At 66.0% G+C, this 20,405-nt stretch carries 20 protein-coding genes and 1 other annotated feature; of the genes, 10 read left to right on the top strand and 10 right to left on the bottom strand.

The genetic code is table 11. The features are described from left to right. Together AX702_RS18755 and AX702_RS18750 are read left to right on the top strand one after the other, a co-directional pair. Positions 1 to 885 (top strand): transglutaminase family protein, encoded by an 885-nt coding sequence (locus AX702_RS18755; protein ID WP_066781958.1) that lies wholly within the window; start codon positions 1 to 3, stop codon positions 883 to 885. Positions 886 to 966: 81 nt separating this feature from the next. Then, on the top strand, positions 967 to 2,160 hold the full coding sequence (locus AX702_RS18750) for a multidrug effflux MFS transporter (RefSeq protein WP_066781931.1): 1,194 nt from the start codon (positions 967 to 969) through the stop codon (positions 2,158 to 2,160). 58 nt (positions 2,161 to 2,218) lie between these two features. Here AX702_RS18750 and AX702_RS18745 read toward each other — a convergent pair whose 3' ends face one another. From AX702_RS18745 to AX702_RS18720, 6 genes are all read right to left on the bottom strand, one after another. Continuing rightward, the gene (locus AX702_RS18745; protein WP_156455596.1) at positions 2,219 to 2,476 is read right to left on the bottom strand and encodes a hypothetical protein; all 258 of its coding nucleotides are present in this window, start codon (positions 2,474 to 2,476) and stop codon (positions 2,219 to 2,221) included. 87 nt (positions 2,477 to 2,563) lie between these two features. Further along, positions 2,564 to 4,048 (bottom strand): SulP family inorganic anion transporter, encoded by a 1,485-nt coding sequence (locus AX702_RS18740; protein WP_066781929.1) that lies wholly within the window; start codon positions 4,046 to 4,048, stop codon positions 2,564 to 2,566. Between the two features lie 66 nt (positions 4,049 to 4,114). Then, positions 4,115 to 4,170 (bottom strand) — a sequence feature (sul1 is cis-regulatory element that is thought to sense ions involved in sulfur or methionine metabolism; They are found in Alphaproteobacteria). A 67-nt stretch (positions 4,171 to 4,237) separates the two neighbouring features. Beyond that, a complete protein-coding gene (locus AX702_RS18735) occupies positions 4,238 to 4,984 on the bottom strand; it encodes a ZIP family metal transporter (RefSeq protein WP_231731941.1) in 747 nt (248 codons plus the stop codon). A gap of 86 nt (positions 4,985 to 5,070) precedes the next feature. Beyond that, on the bottom strand, positions 5,071 to 5,463 hold the full coding sequence (locus AX702_RS18730; protein ID WP_066781927.1) for an acyl-CoA thioesterase: 393 nt from the start codon (positions 5,461 to 5,463) through the stop codon (positions 5,071 to 5,073). Continuing rightward, positions 5,460 to 6,020 carry a DedA family protein gene (locus AX702_RS18725; protein WP_066781926.1) on the bottom strand — a complete coding sequence of 187 codons (561 nt, stop codon included), beginning with the start codon at positions 6,018 to 6,020 and terminating at the stop codon, positions 5,460 to 5,462. Before AX702_RS18725 ends, AX702_RS18730 begins: the two co-directional genes overlap by 4 nt. Before the next feature lie 34 nt (positions 6,021 to 6,054). After that, the gene (locus tag AX702_RS18720; RefSeq protein ID WP_066781925.1) at positions 6,055 to 8,115 is read right to left on the bottom strand and encodes a S9 family peptidase; all 2,061 of its coding nucleotides are present in this window, start codon (positions 8,113 to 8,115) and stop codon (positions 6,055 to 6,057) included. Between the two features lie 267 nt (positions 8,116 to 8,382). Here AX702_RS18720 and AX702_RS18715 point away from each other — a divergent pair, with 267 nt between their 5' ends. Further along, entirely contained in the window at positions 8,383 to 9,312 is a 930-nt protein-coding gene (locus tag AX702_RS18715; RefSeq protein ID WP_066781924.1) for a DUF808 domain-containing protein, read from the top strand. A gap of 71 nt (positions 9,313 to 9,383) precedes the next feature. Here the strand turns inward: AX702_RS18715 and AX702_RS18710 are convergent, their stop codons facing one another. Then, on the bottom strand, positions 9,384 to 10,304 hold the full coding sequence (locus AX702_RS18710) for an ABC transporter ATP-binding protein (protein WP_066781923.1): 921 nt from the start codon (positions 10,302 to 10,304) through the stop codon (positions 9,384 to 9,386). Between the two features lie 66 nt (positions 10,305 to 10,370). Here AX702_RS18710 and AX702_RS18705 point away from each other — a divergent pair, with 66 nt between their 5' ends. Together AX702_RS18705 and tldD are read left to right on the top strand one after the other, a co-directional pair. Continuing rightward, entirely contained in the window at positions 10,371 to 10,601 is a 231-nt protein-coding gene (locus AX702_RS18705; RefSeq protein ID WP_066781922.1) for a zinc-finger domain-containing protein, read from the top strand. A gap of 179 nt (positions 10,602 to 10,780) precedes the next feature. After that, on the top strand, positions 10,781 to 12,205 hold the full coding sequence (gene tldD / locus AX702_RS18700; RefSeq protein WP_066781921.1) for a metalloprotease TldD: 1,425 nt from the start codon (positions 10,781 to 10,783) through the stop codon (positions 12,203 to 12,205). A 300-nt stretch (positions 12,206 to 12,505) separates the two neighbouring features. On the opposite strand, the gene AX702_RS18695 is transcribed toward tldD, so the two are convergent. Then, positions 12,506 to 12,751 (bottom strand): type II toxin-antitoxin system CcdA family antitoxin, encoded by a 246-nt coding sequence (locus AX702_RS18695; protein WP_066781920.1) that lies wholly within the window; start codon positions 12,749 to 12,751, stop codon positions 12,506 to 12,508. A 52-nt stretch (positions 12,752 to 12,803) separates the two neighbouring features. Here AX702_RS18695 and AX702_RS18690 point away from each other — a divergent pair, with 52 nt between their 5' ends. The 4 genes from AX702_RS18690 to AX702_RS18675 all read left to right on the top strand — a co-directional run bounded on the left by AX702_RS18690 (position 12,804) and on the right by AX702_RS18675 (position 15,422). Further along, positions 12,804 to 13,358, top strand: a complete 555-nt coding sequence (locus AX702_RS18690) for a pyridoxamine 5'-phosphate oxidase family protein (protein WP_066781919.1) — start codon at positions 12,804 to 12,806, stop codon at positions 13,356 to 13,358. A gap of 42 nt (positions 13,359 to 13,400) precedes the next feature. After that, positions 13,401 to 13,601 (top strand): putative signal transducing protein, encoded by a 201-nt coding sequence (locus AX702_RS18685; RefSeq protein ID WP_066781957.1) that lies wholly within the window; start codon positions 13,401 to 13,403, stop codon positions 13,599 to 13,601. Between the two features lie 132 nt (positions 13,602 to 13,733). Then, the gene (locus tag AX702_RS18680) at positions 13,734 to 14,072 is read left to right on the top strand and encodes a P-II family nitrogen regulator (protein ID WP_066781918.1); all 339 of its coding nucleotides are present in this window, start codon (positions 13,734 to 13,736) and stop codon (positions 14,070 to 14,072) included. Positions 14,073 to 14,084: 12 nt separating this feature from the next. Continuing rightward, positions 14,085 to 15,422 (top strand): ammonium transporter, encoded by a 1,338-nt coding sequence (locus tag AX702_RS18675; RefSeq protein ID WP_066781917.1) that lies wholly within the window; start codon positions 14,085 to 14,087, stop codon positions 15,420 to 15,422. Between the two features lie 179 nt (positions 15,423 to 15,601). Here AX702_RS18675 and AX702_RS18670 read toward each other — a convergent pair whose 3' ends face one another. Then, positions 15,602 to 16,567, bottom strand: coding sequence for a retropepsin-like aspartic protease (locus tag AX702_RS18670; RefSeq protein WP_066781916.1), 966 nt, complete (start codon positions 16,565 to 16,567; stop codon positions 15,602 to 15,604). Between the two features lie 590 nt (positions 16,568 to 17,157). On the opposite strand from AX702_RS18670, the gene AX702_RS18665 reads away from it, so the two are divergent. Then, entirely contained in the window at positions 17,158 to 17,775 is a 618-nt protein-coding gene (locus AX702_RS18665; protein WP_066781956.1) for a trimeric intracellular cation channel family protein, read from the top strand. An 80-nt stretch (positions 17,776 to 17,855) separates the two neighbouring features. Here the strand turns inward: AX702_RS18665 and AX702_RS18660 are convergent, their stop codons facing one another. After that, positions 17,856 to 20,297, bottom strand: a complete 2,442-nt coding sequence (locus tag AX702_RS18660) for a ligase-associated DNA damage response DEXH box helicase (protein WP_082746360.1) — start codon at positions 20,295 to 20,297, stop codon at positions 17,856 to 17,858. Between the last annotated feature and the right edge of the window lie 108 nt (positions 20,298 to 20,405).

The raw sequence follows: 20,405 nt of genomic DNA, 5'->3' as shown, positions 1-20,405 counted from the left end.
ATGATCTACGACATCGCTCATATCACGCGCTTCGATTATGGCGCGCACGTCAAATTCGCCCGGTGCAACCTGCGGCTGGAGCCGATCGACTGGCCCGGCCAACGGCTCGACTCCTATATTCTGCGCGTGTCGCCGGCCGGGCGGACCACGCCGGCGCGGGCCGAGGCGGGGCTGGCCAATGTCACGCGGCTGACGGTGGACGAACCGGTGCGCCGGCTGACGATCGAAAGCATCGCGCGCATCGCTGTGGACCGGCTGGTGCCCAACCCCGAATCAGGCGATCCGACGCTGGGCGAAGTGGCGGCAATGGCGCGCGACAGCCGCGACCTTACCGCCGCGGGCCCCTCCAGCTATCTGTTCCCCTCCCCCCTGATCCCGCTCGACCGGGAAATCGCCGCTTATTGCGCGCCCGATCTGGAGCCGGGGCGCAACGCGCTGGATGCGGGCATCGCCCTTGCCCGCCGCATCCAGCGCGATTTCGAGTTCGATCCGGCGGCGACGCTAGTGGATACGCCGCCGCACGAAGCCTTCGCCAAGCGCCGCGGCGTCTGCCAGGATTTCGCGCAGATCATGATCACCGGGCTGCGCGCCGCCGGGCTGCCGGCGGCCTATGCCTCGGGCTATATCCGCACCATTCCGCCACCCGGGCAGGAGCGGCTGGTCGGCGCCGATGCGACCCATGCCTGGGTCCTGCTGTGGTGCGGGCCGTCGCGCGGCTGGATCGGGCTGGATCCCACCAACGGCATCTGGATGGCAAGCGACCATATCGTGGTGGCGGTGGGCCGCGACTATGCCGAAATTGCCCCGGTCGATGGCGTCGTCCTGGGGTCGGGCGCACAGGAGATGAGCGTCTCCGTCGATGTCGCGCCGGTCGAGGAAGGCTGACAACGGGCAAAGCTGCGCTTGTGCCGCGGCGTTCCTGTCCCGATAGGCAGGCGCATGACTTCCCATCCCGCACCGCCCGGCATGCATCCCCGCGAATTCGTCGCCTTTGTCGCCGCCGTCATGGCGGTGAATGCGTTCGGCGTGGACCTGATGCTGCCGTCGCTGGCCGACATCGGGCACGAACTGGGCGTGACCCAAGCCAATCACCGCCAATGGATCATCACCGTCTATATGGTCGGCTTTGGCGCCGGGCAGCTGCTCTATGGCCCGCTGGCCGATCGCTATGGCCGGCGGCCGGTGCTGACGCTGACGCTGGCGGGTTTCGTCGGGGCGAGCATCTTTGCCGCGGGATCGGCGAGCTTCGCCGCGCTGCTGGGCGCGCGGCTGCTGCAGGGGCTGATGTCGGCATCGACGCGGGTGCTGGCGGTTGCCATTGTTCGTGACGGTTCATCCGGGCGACAAATGGCGCGAACCATGTCGGTGGCGCAGATGATCTTCTTCCTGGTGCCGATCCTCGCGCCCTCGCTGGGGCAGCTGCTGCTGGCGTTCGGGCCGTGGCGCTTCATCTTCTACGCGTTGGGCGGCTTTGCGGCCCTGGTGCTCGCCTGGACGCTGGTGCGCCTGCCGGAAACGCTGCCGGTGGCACGGCGCGTGCCGATCTCGCTGGCGACGCTCAGCGCCAACTACCGGCTGACGCTCACCAACCGATATTCGCTGGGCTATGCCATTGCAGCGTCGCTGACCTTTGGCGGGATCATCGCCTTTGTATCGCTGTCACAGCAGATCTTCGTCGATGAATTCGGCGCGGGCGACCGCTTCACCCTGCTGTTCGCCATTTGCGCCTGCGCGATGGGCGCGGCGTCCTTCATGAATGCCAAGCTGGTCGAACGGCTGGGCACGCGCCTGATCTCCCAGACGGCGGTGCTGGGGCTGATCGCGCTGTCGATCGTGCATGTCGCGGTCACGGTGACCGGCGTGGAGACGCTATGGAGCTACATCTTCTTCCAGGCGCTCAGCATGACGTGCATCGGTCTGTGCGGCGCGAACTTCGGCGCGATGGCGATGGAGCCGGTGGGGCATATCGCCGGCACCGCTTCGTCATTGCAGGGCTTCATCACCAGCATCGGCGCGGTCGTCGTGGGATCGGCGATCGGACAATCCTATGCCGGGACGACCACCCCGCTGGCGATCGGCTACCTGGCGATCGGCCTTGTCGTGCTGGGCATCATCTGGGTGGTGGAAGGCGGAGAGCTGTTCCACGCGCGAATGCGCTGATCGAGGCACGGCTGCGCCACCGGCGGGATGAAACTCGACGGTGGGCGCGGCGTCAGGCCTAGCGGAACGGGCGCAGCAGCTGACGTTCCGCAGGATCGATGATCGCAGCGGCGAAGAAGATCGGCGTATCGCCCCGCAACGGACGAGCTGGCCTGGTCAGCGGCAGCGGATCCGCCTCGTCATAGACGATAGGGACCGGCAGGTGCTGCGCCAGCGGATCAGCCTCCGGATAGGAGTGCGGGCTTTCGCCTCCACGGGGCCGGACCGGATCGGCCATAATCACATCGTACGGCATGGCCATGGTTAGGTCAGCCATGCTGTCGGATCAATTGGCTTCGTGATATAACAGATCAACTTTGCGACGAATGGAAGGGAACATTGCGTTCCTCCCCTTCCCCCTCCCTCAGTGCGGCACGGCACCCAGCTCCACCCCAGTCTTGTCGTGCAGGGCGAAGCGATCGACCAGATCGGCGCTGGCCTTGTTGTAGCCGATGACGGACACGATGGAGGCTTCGCGGCGGAGGCGGGCGACAATCTTGTCGAGCGCACCGACGGCGGAAATGTCCCAGAAATGCGCGGCGGTGACATCGATCGTCACTGGCCGCCCCTCCTCCGACCGGAAGGCGCGCGCGAAGCGGTCGACGGAGGCGAAGAAGATCTCCCCCTCCACCCGGTAGGTGGTGCCCGCGCCGTCCGGCTCGCGCACCACGGCGAACATGCGCTGCACCTTGCCGGCAAAGAAGATGCCCGACAGCAGCACACCGGCCAGCACGCCCTGCGCCAGATCGCGGGTGGTGACGACCACCGCGACCGTCACCAGCATGACGATCGAGGAGGTGGGCGGATGTCGGCGCAGGTTGGGGATCGAATTCCAGCTGAAGGTACCGATCGACACCATGATCATCACCGCGACCAGCGCCGGCATCGGGATCTGCCCCACAATCGGACCGAGCACCGCGAGGAGGAACAGCAGAAAGGCGCCCGCAACGAAGGTCGACAGCCGCTTGCGACCGCCGGAAGTGACGTTGATCACCGATTGGCCGATCATCGCGCAGCCGCCCATGCCGCCGACCAGCGCGGCGGCGAGATTCGCCCCGCCCTGCCCCATGCATTCGCGGCGCTTGTCGCTGTCCGTATCGGTCATGTCGTCCACGATCTGCGCGGTCAGCAGCGATTCGAGCAGGCCGACGGCCGCCATGGTCAGTGAGTAAGGAAGGATGATGCGCAGCGTTTCCAGCGTGAGCGGCACCTGCGGCAGCGTCAGGCTGGGGAGCCCCTGGGGCAGCTGGCCCATGTCGCCGACGGTACGGACCGGCAGGCCAAGCGCGACACTGGCCCCGGCGAGCACCAAGATCGCAACCAGCGGCGACGGCACCGCGCGGGTCAGCCGCGGCAGGAGATAGATGATGGCGAGCCCCGCCGCGACCATCGCATAGGTGTGCCAGGTGACGCCGGTGAACTGCGGCAGCTGCGCCATGAAGATCAGGATCGCCAGCGCATTGACGAAGCCGGTGATCACCGATCGCGACACGAATTGCATGACGAGGTGGAGGCGCAGCAAACCGGCGGCGACCTGAAGCGCGGCCATCAGGATGGTGGCGGCGAACAGATAATCGACGCCGTGATCGCGCACGAGCGGCGTCACCACGACGGCAACGGCGGCCGTGGCGGCGGAGATCATGGCGGGTCGTCCGCCGAGGAACGAGATCACGATGGCGATCGCCACCGAGGCGTAGAGGCCGACGCGCGGATCGACCCCGGCGATGATCGAGAAACCGATCGCCTCCGGAATCAGCGCGAGGGCGACAACGATCCCCGCCAGGACATCGCGGCGCGCCTCTGCGGCGCTGGCGAACCATTCGGTTCGGACACGGGAGAAAAGGGTCATGGGCCTGTGGTGAACAACGCACGCCGCCCCACCTGATGCAGGGCCGGGCTGATGAAGGCATGTGCGAGTTGCCCGGCGGATCGGCGGCCGGGATAGCCACCCGGAGTTGCACCGGGTCCTTGCGAGTGGTCTTGGTCTTGTCGCAAGCGCAGGGTGAATTCAAGCCCGTGAGTTCAAGCCTTTGCGCCGTCAGCCGCCAGATTTCGACAGGACAAAGGCCAGCAGGAATCCGCTGACCGCAATAAGACCGGAATAATCGTGTGTCGCTTCGGTCGCTTCCGGGATCATCGTATCGACCAGCATCGCCAGAATGGCGCCGGCAGCCAGCGCGGTGATGGCCGCGATCATGCCGGGCGTTGCGCCGGCGAGCGCGACATTGCCGATCATCGCCGCCACGCCGGACGCAAGCGCAATCCCGCCCCACACGCCGAAGACGTAGCGCGCGCTTCGCCCTGCGCGCTTCATGCCGGCGGCGCTCGACAGCCCCTCCGGCACGTTCGACAGGAACACCGCCGCGACCGTCACCGCATCGACGCCGCGCCCGTCCAGCAGGCTGATCCCGATCACTACCGATTCGGGAATCCCGTCCAGCAGGGCGCCGATCGCGATCGCCGCGCCGGAGCTTTCCACCGCGCCATGCTGGCGCTCGTCGGGATTGGAGCCGGATCGCTTGCGATGCCGCGCACCGCGTCGCGAGACGATGATATTGGCGATTGTATAGGCCAGGGCGCCGCCCAGAAAACCGGTCGCGGTGGCGGTAAAGCCTCCCTGCCGATAGGCCTCGTCCATCAGATCAAAGGCCACGGCGGAGATGAGAACGCCGGCACCGACCGCCATGATCGCGGCGATGAGGCGCTGCGGCAGGGTTGCGACCCAGGCGATGGCGGCACCCAGCACAAGCGCGGACCCGCCCAGCAGCCCCCAGAACCCTGCCACCAACGCGCCCTGCACCGACCCTCGCTTTCACACCGGATGAAACAGGCCCAACGCCTCGATCGGCAAAGCTCTCCCCAAGCTGGCGATCAAGGCGCCAGAAACGGTGCCGCAATCTCCGGCCGGACGCGCACCAGCCGCCCGCTCGCTCGGTCCAGCAAGGCCCAGGTGGTGATCCCCTCCACCAGCACCCGGCCAGCGCCATCGGCAAAGCGAAAGTGGCGGTTGAAGCGGGCACCGCGTGGCGGATCGGGCACCCATGTCTCCCCAGTGGCGAGGCCGCCCTCCGCCAGATTGCCGCGATAGTCGATCTCATGCCGGGTCACGACCCAGACGTAGGCGGTGCGATGGTCCGCCGGGGCAACCGCCTCCCAATGGGCGACCGCCAGATCCTGAATCCAGCGGACCCAGACGGCATTGTTCACATGGCCAAGCTCATCGATGTCCGCCGCCTGCGCCGTGAAGCTCTTCGTGAAGCTCATCGTTCCTTCCACCACCGCACGAACTGAAAGATCGCGAATCCGCCGCTGAGCACGGCCACGCCCATCAACAGCGTCTGGCGGCTGGGGCGCAGCCGGCCGGCGAGCTCCGTCACCGCTTCACCGAACCAATAGCCAAGCGCCGTGAACAGGCTGGCCCAGATCAGCGCGGCAAGCGCGTTGATGGTGACAAAGGTCGCCGCCGGTACGCGGCTGGTGCCAATCGCCAGCGGGCTGACGGTACGGAACCCGTACAAAAAGCGGAAGGCGAAGATGAAGCCGACGGGGTAACGCTCCAGCAGCCGCAACGCCTTGGCGAAGGCGCGCTTCTGCATCCATCGCCGCACGAACGGCCGATCGCGGTAGCGGCGTCCGGCGGCGAAGAAGAACTGGTCCGCCAGGAAAGATCCCAACGCCCCGGCGGCAAGCGCCAGCGGCCAGGCGATCAGCCCCTGATGCGCGATCAGCCCGCCGGCGATCACCGCGGTTTCCCCCTCCAGCATGGTACCGGCGAACACCGCGGCGACACCCCAGCGGGCGATGATCGCCTCGATGGTCATGACGCGGACCTGAAGTCCATGGCCGGCGCTCCCCTCACGCCTCCACGCCGAGTTGCCACAGGACAAAGGCATGTTCCTCGGCCGCTTCACGCAGGCTTTCGAACCGACCGGACTTGCCGCCGTGACCGGCGCCCATGTTGGTCTTCAGCAACAGGATGTTGTCGTCCGTCTTGGTCGCGCGCAGCTTCGCCGCCCATTTGGCCGGCTCCCAATAGGTGACGCGCGGATCGTTGAGGCCGCCTGAAATGAACAGCGGCGGATAGGCCTGCGCGCGGACGTTATCATAGGGGCTGTAGCTGCGGATCAGCTGGAAGGCGGCGGGATCGGAGATCGGATTGCCCCATTCGGGCCATTCGCCGGGCGTGAGCGGCAGGCTTTCGTCCATCATCGTGTTCAGCACGTCGACGAACGGAACGTCGGCGATCACCGCGCCCCACAGCTCCGGATCGGAATTCACCACCGCGCCCATCAGCTCGCCGCCGGCGGACCGGCCCGCGATGGCGATGCGGCCCTCGCTGGTCCAGCGCTGATCGATCAGCCCGCGCGCCACGTCCACGAAGTCGTTGAACGTGTTGGTGCGCTTTTCGAGCTTGCCGTCGTGATACCATTGCTGGCCCAGATCATCACCGCCCCGGATATGCGCGATGGCATAAGCGAAGCCGCGATCGAGCAGCGACAGCCGCCCGGTCGAAAAGCCCGGCGGGATGGCGTGGCCGTAGGCGCCATAAGCATAAAGGAACAGTGGACGGCTGCCATCCTTCGGGAAGTCTGCCGGATAGACGATCGACACGGGCACTTGCGTGCCATCGCGCGCGGTGATGTGCAGCCGCTCGGTACGATAGCGGCCGGCATCATAGCCGCAGGGGATCTCCTGCACCTTCAGCTTCGTCAGCGTGCGCGTGGCGGTGTCGTAATCATAAACGGTGCCCGGCGTGACCATCGATTCGTAGCCGACCCGCAGAACGGTCTGGTCATGTTCGGGATTGTCGCCGAGGCCGGCGGCATAGCTCGCCTCCGGAAAGGCGATCCGTTCGCCTTCCGCCGGCGCGTCGTAGCGGTGGATCGCCACCTGATCGAGGCCGTCCTCGCGCCCCTCCACGACGAAGAAGTCACGGTAGCATTCGACGCCCGTCATGTAGAAATGCGCCGAGGGACCGATCAGTTCGGTCCATTCGCCCGGGGCGCTGATCGGCGCCGTGACGAGCCGCCACATCGGGTTCACGTCATTCGTGTGGATGAACAGCGTGTCGCCATGCGTGTCCACGTCATATTCGCGGCCAGGCTGGCGCGGCGCGACAAGGATCGGATCGGCGAGCGGATCGGTGGCGGGGAGCAGGCGGACCTCGCTGGTCACGTGATCGCCCGTGCCGATCACGATCCAGCGGCGATCGCTGGTTTCCGCCACCGCGACGCGATAGCCCTCGTCTTCCTCGTGATAGAGCTCGATGTCCTGCGCAGGATCGGTGCCGAGCCGGTGGAGCCGGGCATTGTCCGTGCGCCATTCCTTGTTCGCAAGGCCATACAGGAAGCCGCTGTCATCCGCGGTCCACACGATATCGGACAGCATGCCCGGGATCGTATCGGGAAGCAGCGTGCCGGTGGCGAGATCCTTCACATGGATGGTGAAGCGTTCGGAGCCGTTATCGTCGATGGCATAGGCCAGCTTCATTCCGTCGTTCGACACGGCGAACGCGCCGAGGCGGAAATATTCCTTGCCCTCCGCCAGCGCCGGCTCGTCCAGCAGCAGCTCGTCCGGCCCGCCGGCGACGGGCTTGCGCCACCATTTGCGATACTGGCCGCCGGTCTCGAACGCGGTCCAGTACAGCCAGTCTCCGTCCTTTTGCGGCACGGACGATTCGTCTTCCTTGATGCGCGCCTTCATCTCTTCATAGAGCCGGTCGACCAGGGGGCGGTGCGGCGCCATGGCGGCCTCGAAATAGGCGTTCTCCTCCTTCAGATAGTCGAGGACGTCGCTGTTGTTCACATCGGGATAGTTCGGGTCCTTCAGCCACGCCCAGGGATCATCAATGGTGACGGCATGGGCCGTGAACTGATGGGGGCGAGTGGCGGCGACGGGGGGCTTGGGAAGCGTCATTCCTCCTTTGTGGCGATCAGCAACCGTTCTGTCGACCTGAGCCGATTGCAGTAATTGCAATCGAGCCAAAACCTTTTGCACTTGCGGAATGTTATGTTGCGGTGCACAAGGATCGGGCCTTTCAGGCATCCTCTCCTAAAAACTTTCATGGCCGATCCCTCGCGGGTCGGCCCTTTTTTTGTGCCATGAACGCCGGAACGAGTGGCTTGCCTGTGCGCTGAGCCTGGGCAATGGCGGGCGGGACCGTCACACAGGGGGGATTACAACATGGCCGGTGGCCTCGTCGCATTGCTCGACGACATTGCCGCACTCGCAAAGCTGGCCGCGGCCAGCCTGGACGATGTAGCCGGCGCCTCGGCCAAGGCCGGATCCAAGGCGGTCGGCGTCGTCATCGACGACACGGCGGTCACCCCGCGCTACGTCACGGGGCTGTCGCCGACGCGCGAGCTACCGATCATCTGGAAGATCGCGCTCGGCAGCCTGCGCAACAAGCTGCTGTTCCTGCTGCCCGCCGCGCTGATCCTGTCTGCCTTTGCGCCCTGGGCGATCACCCCGATCCTGATGGCGGGCGGCGCCTTCCTCTGCTTCGAAGGCGCGGAGAAGATCATCGAGGCGCTCAGCGGCGAGCATCACGGCGAGGAAGCGGTCGAGATCACCGATCCCAAGCAGCTGGAGGACCGGCAGGTCGCGGGGGCGATTCGCACCGACCTGATCCTGTCGGGCGAGATCATGGCGATCGCGCTGGCGGAACTGGCAGACCAGAGCATCGTCAACCAGGCGATCGCGCTGGCGCTGGTCGGCCTGGCGATCACCGCGGGCGTCTATGGCGCGGTGGCGCTGATCGTGAAGATGGACGACATCGGCCTGTCGCTCGCGCGGCGGCCCGGCGCGGGGACACAGGCGCTCGGGCGCGGGCTGGTTTCCGCCATGCCGGTGGTGCTGAAGGCGCTGGGCACGATCGGCACGGCGGCAATGCTATGGGTGGGCGGGCAGATCATCGTCCACGGCCTGCACGAATTTCACCTGACGCCCTTGCCCGAATGGATCGAGCATGCCGCCGAAGCCGCGCGCCATGCGGTGCCGGGGATCGGCGGCATGGCGGCTTGGGTCGTCAATGCGGGGCTGTCGGCGATCTTCGGCTTCGTGATCGGCGGCGTGATCGCCGGGCTGCTCCACCTCAAGCCGAAGAAGCATTGAGGGGTCACCTGCGGCCTCGTTATCCGCGCGCTTCCACCTCCACCCGCGGCCGGAGCGGGTGATGCGGCTCCTTACGCGGCGCTACGCGTCAGGCTGAGGAAGACGTCCTCCAGATCGGCCTCGCGCGTGGACACGTCCGCGATCGCGAAGCCGGCCCCCTGTACCGCCGCGAGCACCTCGCCGGCATTCACCTGATCCTTGGAATAGGTGATCTCCAGCGTGCGCTCGCCCTTCAGCGCGATCTTCTGGAAGCAGGGCGCCTGCGGCAGCGTGGAAACATCGCGCTCCACCGTGACTTCGACGACCTTCTCCTGCGCGCGGCTCAACAGCTGGCGGGTCGGCTCGTTCGCTACCACCGTGCCGTGATTGATGATCGCGATGCGATCACACAGCTCTTCGGCTTCCTCGAGATAATGGGTGGTCAGCACGACGGTGACCCCGCCAGCGTTCAGTTCGCGCACATAGGCCCAGAGCTGCTGGCGAAGCTCAATGTCCACACCGGCGGTCGGCTCGTCCAGCACCAGCACGGGCGGCGAATGGACCATCGCCTTGGCCACCATCAGCCGCCGCTTCATGCCGCCCGACAAGGTGCGGGCATAAGCATCCGCCTTGTCGGCGAGGTGAACGGCCCGAAGCAGCTCCATCGATCGGCGCTGCGACTTGGGAATGCCGTAGAGGCCGGCCTGGATCTCCAGCGTCTCGATCGGCGTGAAGAACGGATCGAACAGGATCTCCTGATTGACGATGCCGATCGACGCCTTGGCATTGCGGGGATGCGCATCGATGTCGAAGCCCCAGATCGACGCCGTGCCGCTGGTCTTGTTGACGAGGCCGGCCAGGATGTTGATCAGCGTCGACTTGCCCGCGCCATTTGGCCCGAGCAGGCCGAAGATCTGGCCGCGCGGCACATCAAACGTCACCCCGTCGAGCGCGCGCTTGCCGCCCTGATAGGTCTTGCAGAGGTTCTGGATGGCGATCGCTGCGTCGGTCATGCCTCGCGAAGTAGGCGGGTGCGGGGATGATTGCTAGCGGCGCTGCGCCTTGCTAACGCGCGTTCCATGTTGCCGCCGCCCCAGATCACCCGAGTTTCGCACCACCGCGTCGCCTGCGACGGCGCGCATGACGGTATTCCCGCCGCGCTTGGCCATCCGCGCGTGTGGCTGGAGATCGATGAAACGGGCTATGTCGATTGCGGCTATTGCGACCGGCGCTTCGTGCTGATCGGTAGCCCGGCCGACGGTGCGGACCAGGCGAGCCTGCCGGATCATGGAGACGGCGCGGGCCGTTGATTCAGGTTTCGCCGTCACCCCGGACTTGATCCGGGGTCCAATCCTCCGCCCGCGCTGCGCCTGGAAGTCGGGTGGCAGCGCTCGCCGCGCGATGGATCCCGGATCAGGTCGGGAATGACGGATCGTGTTGTTGGCGGCGGAGCCTTTGCCATCCCGCTGCAACACCCTACATCAGGTACATGACCGCCACCGACCCCCGCTCGTTCCTGTACCGCGACTCGCTTGACGCCGACGCCGCGAAGGTCCTTACCGCCGACGCGCTCGGCCGTGCCGATGACGGCGAATTGTACCTTCAGTACAAGAAGTCCGAGGCGTTCGGCTTCGATGACGGGCGGCTGAAGACGGCGAGCTACGATACGCATTCCGGCTTCGGCCTGCGCGCGGTGTCGGGCGAGATGACCGCCTTTGCGCATGCGAGCGAGCTTTCGGAAGCGGCGATCAAGCGCGCCGCGGAAACGATGCAGCTGATCGACCCGTCGAGCGGCCCCAAGGCGGGGCCGCCCGCCGGCACCAACCAGCGGCTGTATACTGATGGCGATCCGCTCGACCTGGTGCCGTTCGCCGACAAGGTGAACCTCTGCCAGACGATCGACGCCGCCGCCCGCGCGCGCGATCCGCGCGTGGCGCAGGTGTCAGTCGGCCTGTCGGGCACCTGGAGCGTGGTCGAGATTGTCCGGCCGGACGGCTTTGTCGCGACCGACGTTCGCCCGCTGGTGCGGCTGAACGTGTCGATCGTGGTGGAACAGAATGGTCGGCGCGAAACGGGCACCTTCGGGATCGGCGGGCGCTGCCTTTACGACTCCCTTTTCGATGAGAAGACCTGGAACCGCGCGATCGACGAGGCGCTGGCGCAGGCGCTGGTCAATCTCGATTCGGTTGCCGCGCCGGCGGGCGAGTTTACCGTGTTGCTCGGACCGGGCTGGCCGGGCGTGCTGCTGCACGAGGCGATCGGCCACGGGCTGGAGGGCGATTTCAACCGCAAGGGCACCAGCGCCTTCTCCGGCCGCATCGGCGAGCAGGTGGCGGCGCGCGGCGTGACGGTGGTGGATGACGGGTCGATCCGCGATCGCCGCGGCTCTCTGACCATCGACGACGAGGGCACGCCGACGCGCGAGACGATCCTGATCGAGGACGGCTTCCTCAAGGGCTATATGCAGGATCGCCTGAACGCGCGCCTGATGGGTGTCGAGCCGACCGGCAACGGCCGGCGCGAAAGCTTCGCGCACGCGCCGATGCCGCGCATGACCAACACTTTCATGAAAGCGGGCAACGACGATCCTGCCGAGCTGCTCAGCCGCGTGAAGAACGGCATTTTCGCCAAATCCTTCGGCGGCGGTCAGGTCGATATCGTATCGGGCAAGTTCGTCTTTTCCTGCACCGAGGCGTACAAGGTGGAGAACGGAAAGATCGGCGCTCCGATCAAGGGCGCGACGCTGATCGGCGACGGCCCGACCGTTCTGACCAAGGTGCTGGGCGTCGGCAACGACTTCGCGCTGGACGAGGGCGTGGGCATGTGCGGCAAGGGCGGGCAGAGCGTACCCGCCGGCGTTGGCCAGCCGACGCTGCTGGTTGGCGGTCTGACCGTGGGTGGGACAGCGGCCTGACGGCGATCAGAAGCCGGAGATCAGCCCGTCGATCGCAGATTTATGACAAGATCGTGGTCCGCGAGCGAAGCAACCTTGTCCCTTAGCTGGGACCGTTCCACCGCCCTCATGAACTGGGTGGCCGTGCGCAGTTCCTGCCCGTCAATTTCAAAACGCGGGTTCAAGCGCTCGGGCCAGCCCATTCTTCTCCCGCGTCGCGCAAGGGTGCGACCACACGCGACTTGAGGCCGCTGAGCAGATCGCTCTGGCAGTCGAGAACGAGGCCGTGGTCCTTGAATCGGTAGACGTCGAATGGCGCTATCAAAGCACGCGCAGGGTCGACAACGGAATCCCGCTCTCGTCGATCCAGCGGTTGTGCGCATCGATCCACTCGCGATGTTCCTCTTGCCACCGCCGCGCGCGAACGGCTTCGGTTGCCTTGCGGATCGCCGCCTCGCTAACCTGCGAAAGGTTGACGCCCGCCTCTCGCGCGAAGGCGACGATACCGGTACCAATCGACATATTGACCGGCTTCCGCTTTCCGGAGGCGATGGGGTCACGCTTCATGCGCCTGAAATTTGCGTATGAGAGACACGCGTCAACGCGAGGAGCATTCACCATGGCCGAGTTCTTCCCCGCCCTCTCCGATGCGCACCGCCTGTTCGTCGAACGCCAACCGGTCTTCTTCGTCGCCACCGCAGCGGAAGGATCGCGGATCAATCTCAGTCCCAAGGGCATGGACAGCTTCCGCGTGCTGGACGATCGCACCGTTGCCTATCTGGACGTGGTCGGATCGGGCAATGAAACCAATGCGCACCTGCTGGCGGATGGGCGCATCACCATCATGTTCTGCGCCTTCGATCAGCCGGCGCTGATCTTCCGCATCTATGGCAAAGGGCGCGCCGTGCTGCCGCAGGATGCCGAATGGACTGCGCTGCACGCGCAGTTCACGCCGTTGCCGGGCACGCGCCAGATCTTCGTCATCGCGATCGATCAGGTGCAGACATCGTGCGGATGGGGCGTGCCGCAGATGACGCTGGAGCATCCGCGCGAGACGCTGAACAAGTACAACGCCAAATATAGCGACGAGGATCGGCTGGATTATTGGCGCGCGGTGGACGGCAAGAGCATCGATGGCCTGCCGACGCGCCTGCCTGATGCCCTCCCCGGCTGATCTATCGGCGGCACGAACCACGCGCCGGCACGTTGCATGATCATGAGCCTCGTGGAACTCGGCCGCTACGATCGCAACCTCGCCAATATCCTGGTCGGGCGATTGGAGAGCGAAGGCATTCCCGCGCTTGCCTTCGACGCTGGCGCATCGATTGCGGACGGAAGCTGGCTGCTCATCCCCGTGCGGGTGATGGTGGATGAGGATGACCTCGATCGCGCCCGGGATGTGGCAAATTCTGCCTAATAATTGAGCAGCCGCTCGCATCTGCACAAAAACTGACACATACCTTAACCCGTCGGCGCCCTGTTCTCGTCCGTCAGGCATTTGGCACGGGGGTTGCGATGCTCTTTCCCGGGACAACGGGAAGGGGGCGCGATGAAACTGGTCATAGCCATCATCAAGCCGTTCAAACTGGACGAGGTGAGAGAAGCGCTCACCACGATCGGGGTGGCGGGGATGACGGTCACCGAGGTCAAGGGTTTTGGGCGGCAGAAGGGCCAGACCGAAATCTACCGCGGGGCCGAATACAGCACCAACATGGTGCCCAAGATCAAGATCGAGGTCGTCTGCGCCGCCAATCTGGCGGACCGGGTCGTGGAGGCGATCCAGTCCTCGGCCAACACCGGCGCGATTGGCGACGGCAAGATCTTCGTCCTCGATGTCGGGCAGGCCGTGCGCATCCGCACCGGCGAGACCGACGACACGGCGCTCTGAGGGGGGATGAGCATGAAGCAAGCATTGAAGATTGCCGGCGCCCTCGGACTTGGCGCCGCCGCATGCGCGGCGCTGCCTGCCTGGGCACAGGAAGCGACCGCTGCCACACCCGTGCCGGACAAGGGCGACACGGCGTGGATGATGATTTCCACCGTCCTCGTCATGACCATGATCGTACCGGGACTGGCGCTGTTCTACGGCGGCCTCGTGCGCACCAAGAACATGCTGTCGGTGCTGACGCAGATCCTGGCGGTAGCCAGCTTCGCGATGATCATCTGGGTGATCTACGGCTATACCATGGCGTTCGGTGACGGCGGCAATGCCTTCATCTCCGGCTTCGGCAAGCTGTTCCTCGCCGGCGTGACCGCGGATTCGACCGCCGCAACCTTCACCGACGGCGTCGTGATCCCGGAATTCGTCTTCATCGCCTTCCAGATGACGTTCGCCGCCATCACCGTCAGCCTCGTGATCGGCGGCCTGGTGGAGCGGATGAAGTTCGCCGGCCTGATGGTGTTTGCCCTCATCTGGCTGACGATCGTCTATTTTCCGATCGCGCACATGGTGTGGGCGGGCAATGGCCTGCTCTTCAACTGGGAGCCGGCAGCGCTCGACTTCGCCGGTGGCACGGTGGTGCACATCAACGCCGGTATCTCGGCATTGGTCGGTGCGATCATCCTTGGCCCGCGCCTGGGCTATAAGAAGGACATCATGGCCCCGCATTCGCTGGTCATGACGCTGATCGGCACCGGCCTGCTCTGGGTGGGCTGGTTCGGCTTCAACGCCGGCTCCGCACTGGAAGCCAACGGCTCGGCCGCGCTGGCGATGATCAACACCTTCGTCGCGACCGCCGCTGGCGTCCTGTTCTGGATGCTGACCGAGCGTGCGCTTGGCCACAAGGGCTCGCTGCTGGGCGCCTGCTCGGGCGCGATCGCCGGCCTCGTCGCGGTCACCCCGGCGGCCGGCAATTCCGGGCCGTTCGGCGCCATCCTGCTGGGTGCGATCGCGGCGATCGTCTGCGCCTTCTTCGTGGTGTCGGTGAAGCCGAAGCTGAACCTGGACGACTCGCTTGATGCCTTCGGTATCCATGGGCTGGGCGGCATCGTCGGCTCGATCGGCACCGCTTTCACCATGCTGCCGGGCCTCGGCGGGCCGGGCGCTGCCGATTATGCGCTGGCGCCGCAGCTGATGACCCAGGTCATCGCGGTGGTGATCTCCGTGGTCTGGGCAGCGGTCGGATCGGGCATCGCCTTCACCATCGCCAAGGCGGCGACGGGCCTGCGCGTCAGCGAAGAGGTGGAGCGCGAAGGCCTCGACCTCGGCGAGCATGGCGAGCGCGCCTACAATTATTGACGAGATTGGGGGCCGGCTGCGGTCGGCACCCAAACCATGTTCCTCCTGCGGACACACTCAGGCCCGGTACGAAAGTACCGGGCCTCTTTTCATGTTCGACTGGCCGTGAACGCAGCCCGCCCAGCCTGGGTACGGCGGCCCGGCGGCACAAATCGGCCATCCCTAGTCGGTGCTCGGCCTCACCCCCGGCGGGAGGCGCCGCGCGGCAGCAGCAGGCGCAATTCGCGGTTGGCGAAATCGATCTGGACGCGGGTGAACAGCTTCAGCACATCCATGCCAAGCATGATCGCCGGTTTCTTTTCGAGGCCGAAGGCGCGGAACGGCGGCGCATCGGCAAAGGCAACCGGCATGTCATGGATCTCGGCATCGCCGATCTTCACGAGGCCGACCGTGCCGTAATCGGCGACGAGCTGACCGCCGGTGACGCTGATGAGCGTAATCGGCGTGACCTTGCCGCGCTTCGCCAGCCGCTTGCGAAGCGCCATGTTGCCCATCGACACCGCGCTGCCGGTATCGAGGATCACGCGCACCCGCTCGCCGCCTACCCTGGCGTCCGTCACGACCAATTGGCCGAACAGGCTGCGCGCCTGGATGACGATCTCGTCCGGCGCGCGGCGGACCCGTTCTCCGCGCTTTCGGGCCGGCGTGACGGTCATGCGCTGATTGTCGAAATCGATGGCGAGCGCATGGCCCTGCAAGGCATCGATCCCAAGCATGCCGGGCGCGCCGAGATGCGCGGCGGACAGCGCCGGTGCCTCGATCCGCTCGCCGCCCAGCGTGCTGACGGAAATGGAGGGGATGACGACGGTGCCCACGTCCTGCGTGCCCGTCATCCCGGTCAGCCGCACCATGCGGCCGCCCGGCAGGTTCAGCTTTCCGGCAAGTTCGCGGCTGATCACCGTGCGCTGGGCGCCCGTGTCGATGATGAACTCGAACGGCCCGGCGCCGGCAATCTGCACCGGCACGGTCATCCGCGGCCCTTCGTCCCCGAAGGCGAGCTGTTCGGCCAGGCTGGGCTCGGCAATGTCCGTGATCGGCAGATTTGGCGTGACCGGCAGGTTCGCCGTGGCCGGCGCATTGACCGGCTGCTGCGGCTCCATGTTGGCGAGCAGCGCAAGGAGTGGCAAAGCGAACCAGCGGCGCATACCGGCAGGAAGCGCCCGATCCGGACCTTTGTCAAACGAATATCGCCAAGCTTGTTTTGCGCGACGCAAGCGTGCGAGCAGCCGCGCAATGCGTGTGAGGGAACGCACAATAGCGCGAGGTTCGGCAATGGTTTGGCTGACCAGATGACCATAAGCCGACAGGCGGGTGTCTTCCCCCTATCGCCGGCTCGCTAAGTCACACCGCAGAGCTTGATCACCCGACCTGATCCGACTCTCCGTCGGATGCGAGGCCTCTGCGAAACTGCTTGCTCAACTAAGGAGCGCGTCAGCCAGGCACTTTCGAGGTCGCCTGCGAGATTGCTCAGGACGGCCCCTGCCTCCACTGGTTCGTAACCTAACAGCTTAGGGTTTGATCCAGCCAGATTGATCCTCCCCCCGGAGCCTGGATCAAACCCTAGCGGTTTGCCGCGCGGTGGGCCCGGCGTGACGAAGGAGGCTTCACAGAGGGCGTGCATAGACCGGGTTTTTGCGGCGGACAGAGCTGGCGCGCGCAGCCGGAGAGGACGGGATCAGCCTCTAATCAGCGCACAGGCCGGATCGGCTGTGTTAGGCCTGCCAGCATGATCACCATGGATCCGCATACCGCTGCCCCCGTGCTTCACCTCCTCAGTCTGGCAGGGATCACCGTTTTTGCGGTTTCGGGGGCACTCGCCGCGGCACGCCAGCGGCTGGATATCATTGCCGCCGGCTTTTTTGCGATCGTGACCGCGACGGGCGGCGGGACGGTTCGCGACCTTCTGATCGCGGCGCCCGTGTTCTGGATGAAGGATGCAGTGCCGATCGTCATCTGCATCATGGTGGCCGGAGCGGTGTGGCTGGTTCCGCTCACCCGCTGGCCGACCAGGGCGCTCGACTGGTTCGACGCGGCCGGCCTGGCCGCGTTCGCCGTCTATGGCACGGCCAAGGCACTGGGAACCGGAGCGTCACCGCTTTCGGCGGTCGCGATGGGCGTAGTCACGGCATGCCTGGGCGGCATCATTCGCGACATGGTGGCAGGGATCCCTTCGATCATGCTGCGCAACGAACTGTATGTCACGGCGGCGCTGGCGGCGGGCCTGATCTTCGTCGTTCTTCTCCATGCCGGCGTGCCGCAGGCCTGGGCGTCCGTCGTTTCCGCCGCAATCGGCTTCGCGCTGCGCGGCGCAGGCATCGTCTGGAAGCTCGCGCTGCCGCGTCATCCGGGCTGACGAACGCTCCTGCCGACCGACCTTCTGCGCATCAGGGCGCTCTGAAACACCGGTGACAGGCGGCGAAACTTGTGGGGGCCCTACACCGCCTCCGCTTCATCCAGCCGCATCGCCTCCCCTGCCAGCGCCTCCGCCTCGATCAGTAGCGCATCGTCGGCGCTGCCGGTCGCGATGCGCTCGCGCCCGATCAGGACCAGCACCGGCACGGCGAGTGGGGAGACGCGCGGCAGATCGACGTGCAGCATGGTTTCCGCCGCGCGGTCGAGCAGCCCGGCGAGGCGGCCGACGTCGGTCATGCGGGCGCGGGCGTCGGCCCAGGCGGCCTCCAGCAGGACGTGGCCGGGCTCATATTTGCGCAGCACGTCATAGATGAGATCGGTCGAGAAAGTGACCTGCTTGCCGGTCTTTCGCTTGCCGGGGTGCTGCCGCTCGACAAGGCCGCCGATCACCGCCACTTCGCGAAAGGCACGTTTCAGAAGGTGCGATTGCTGCACCCAGTCGACAAATTCATGCTCAAGGATGTCGGCCGAGAACAGCGCGGCCGGATCGGTGACGGGATCGATCGAATAGGTCGCAATGGCATAGTCGTTGGCGACAAAGCCCAAGGGCTTAAGCCCCGCAGTCTCCATGCGCCGCGTGATCAGCATGCCGAGCGACTGGTGCGCATTCCAGCCTTCGAAGCTGTAGGCGACCATGTAGTTGCGCCCTTCGCGCGGGAAGGTTTCGACCAGCAGCTGATCGGGGCGCGGGAGCGCGGAGCGGCGCGCCTGGATCTCCAGCCATTCGCGCACGTCATCGGGAAAGCGCGACCATTGGGCGGGCGTGTTGAGAAAGCCGCGCACGCGATCCGCGAGGTTGGTCGACAAGGGCATCCGGCTGCCGCCATAGGTCGGGATGCGTGCGGGCCGGGCAGTAGCGCGGACGATCAGATCCTCGGTGTCGATCTTCTCCACCTCCAGGCTCATGCCGGCGAAGAAGAAGGTATCGCCATGCGCCAGCGTGGCGGCAAAGGCCTCCTCCACCTTGCCGAGCGCGCGACCGTTGCGGAAGCGGACCTTGAGCATGGTCGCTTCGACAATGATGCCGGCGTTGAGGCGGTGCTGAGCGACAAATTTGGGATGGCTGACGCGCCATAATCCGTCGGCATCCTGGGTCAGCCGCTTGAAGCGGTCATAGGCGCGAAGCGAATAGCCGCCGTCGCGGATGAAGCCGAGCACCTTGTCGAACAGTTCGTCGGTCAACGCCGAATAGGGCAAGGCCGAGCGCACCTCGTCCAGCATCGCCTGCTGATCGAACGGCGCGGCGCAGGCGCAGGCCATGACGTGCTGCGCCAGCACGTCGAGCGCGCCCATGCGGAAGATGTCGGTATCCAGCTCACCCGCCTCCACCGCATCGAGCGCGGCGCGCGCCTCGAGATATTCGAAGCGGTTGCCGGGGACGAGGATCGCCTCCGACGGCTCGTCCAGCCGGTGATTGCTGCGGCCGATCCGCTGAAGCAGGCGCGAGGAGCCCTTGGGCGCGCCCATCTGAATGACGCAATCCACATCGCCCCAGTCGACGCCAAGATCGAGGCTGGCCGTGGCAACCAACGCGCGCAGCCGGCCGCCGGCCATTGCCGCCTCCACCTTGCGACGCGCCTCCTTCTCCAGGCTGCCATGATGGATGCCGATCGGCAGCTGCATGGCATTTTCCTTCCAGAGATCCTGGAAGATCAGTTCGGCCAGGCTGCGCGTGTTGCAAAAGACGATGGTCGTCTTGTGCGTCTCGATCTCCGCCATCACCTGCGCCGCGGCATAGCGACCGGAATGGCCCGCCCAGGGGACGCGATCCTCGGGCAGCAGAATATCGATGTTCGGATCGACGCCGGTCTCGCCCTGAACGAGGCTGACCGCATTGATGTCGCCATCGGGGGCGAGCCAGGCGCGATAGCCGTCGGGATCGGCCACGGTGGCGGACAAAGCGACGCGGCGCATGGCGGGCGCGATCGCCTGAAGCCGCGCCATGCACAGCGACAGGAGATCCCCGCGCTTGCCGGTGGCGAAGGCATGCACCTCATCGATCACGATCGTCCTGAGGCCGGCAAACATGCTGAAGCTGTCCGGATAGCTCAGCAGCAGCGACAGCGATTCCGGCGTCGTCAACAGGATCTGCGGTGGCCTTGCCCGCTGCCGCGCCTTGCGATCCGACGGCGTGTCGCCGGTGCGGGTCTCCACGCGGATGTCGACGCCCAAATCGTCGAGCCTCATCTCGTCCAGCGGGGTGACGAGATTGCGCTGGATGTCGACGGCCAGCGCCTTGAGCGGCGACACATACAGGGTGTGAAGCCCTTCGCCGGGATTATCGATCAACTCGGCAAGGGTCGGCAGAAAGCCCGCCAGCGTTTTCCCCGCCCCGGTCGCGGCGACGAGCAAGGCATGACGGCCGGCGCGCCCCTCGCGCAGCATGTCCAGCTGGTGACGGCGCGGCGCCCAGCCCCGGGATGCGAACCAAGCGGCGAGCGGGGCGGGAAGATCAGGCGTCATTATGGGTGAATATAGGGGGGCGCTCGACGCCGTGAAATGGCGCTGCCCACCCGCGGCCTGCCATCCGCCTTTCGCCGTCATGCTGAACTTGTTTCAGCATCCATCGTG

The organism is Sphingomonas sp. CCH5-D11, assembly GCF_001557395.1.
Classification (GTDB): Bacteria; Pseudomonadota; Alphaproteobacteria; order Sphingomonadales; family Sphingomonadaceae; genus Sphingomonas.
This window is presented reverse-complemented; position numbering and strand designations above follow the sequence as displayed.

Bases quoted from the DNA above. Each gene is read 5' to 3' on its own strand.
- AX702_RS18755 (WP_066781958.1), top strand. From the start codon at position 1: ATGATCTACGACATCGCTCATATCACGCGCTTCGATTATGGCGCGCAC.
- AX702_RS18750 (WP_066781931.1), top strand. From the start codon at position 967: ATGCATCCCCGCGAATTCGTCGCCTTTGTCGCCGCCGTCATGGCGGTG.
- AX702_RS18745 (WP_156455596.1), bottom strand. From the start codon at position 2,476: ATGGCTGACCTAACCATGGCCATGCCGTACGATGTGATTATGGCCGAT.
- AX702_RS18740 (WP_066781929.1), bottom strand. From the start codon at position 4,048: ATGACCCTTTTCTCCCGTGTCCGAACCGAATGGTTCGCCAGCGCCGCA.
- AX702_RS18730 (WP_066781927.1), bottom strand. From the start codon at position 5,463: ATGAGCTTCACGAAGAGCTTCACGGCGCAGGCGGCGGACATCGATGAG.
- AX702_RS18725 (WP_066781926.1), bottom strand. From the start codon at position 6,020: ATGACCATCGAGGCGATCATCGCCCGCTGGGGTGTCGCCGCGGTGTTC.
- AX702_RS18720 (WP_066781925.1), bottom strand. From the start codon at position 8,115: ATGACGCTTCCCAAGCCCCCCGTCGCCGCCACTCGCCCCCATCAGTTC.
- AX702_RS18715 (WP_066781924.1), top strand. From the start codon at position 8,383: ATGGCCGGTGGCCTCGTCGCATTGCTCGACGACATTGCCGCACTCGCA.
- AX702_RS18710 (WP_066781923.1), bottom strand. From the start codon at position 10,304: ATGACCGACGCAGCGATCGCCATCCAGAACCTCTGCAAGACCTATCAG.
- AX702_RS18705 (WP_066781922.1), top strand. From the start codon at position 10,371: ATGTTGCCGCCGCCCCAGATCACCCGAGTTTCGCACCACCGCGTCGCC.
- tldD (WP_066781921.1), top strand. From the start codon at position 10,781: ATGACCGCCACCGACCCCCGCTCGTTCCTGTACCGCGACTCGCTTGAC.
- AX702_RS18695 (WP_066781920.1), bottom strand. From the start codon at position 12,751: ATGAAGCGTGACCCCATCGCCTCCGGAAAGCGGAAGCCGGTCAATATG.
- AX702_RS18690 (WP_066781919.1), top strand. From the start codon at position 12,804: ATGGCCGAGTTCTTCCCCGCCCTCTCCGATGCGCACCGCCTGTTCGTC.
- AX702_RS18685 (WP_066781957.1), top strand. From the start codon at position 13,401: ATGAGCCTCGTGGAACTCGGCCGCTACGATCGCAACCTCGCCAATATC.
- AX702_RS18680 (WP_066781918.1), top strand. From the start codon at position 13,734: ATGAAACTGGTCATAGCCATCATCAAGCCGTTCAAACTGGACGAGGTG.
- AX702_RS18675 (WP_066781917.1), top strand. From the start codon at position 14,085: ATGAAGCAAGCATTGAAGATTGCCGGCGCCCTCGGACTTGGCGCCGCC.
- AX702_RS18670 (WP_066781916.1), bottom strand. From the start codon at position 16,567: ATGCGCCGCTGGTTCGCTTTGCCACTCCTTGCGCTGCTCGCCAACATG.
- AX702_RS18665 (WP_066781956.1), top strand. From the start codon at position 17,158: ATGGATCCGCATACCGCTGCCCCCGTGCTTCACCTCCTCAGTCTGGCA.
- AX702_RS18660 (WP_082746360.1), bottom strand. From the start codon at position 20,297: ATGACGCCTGATCTTCCCGCCCCGCTCGCCGCTTGGTTCGCATCCCGG.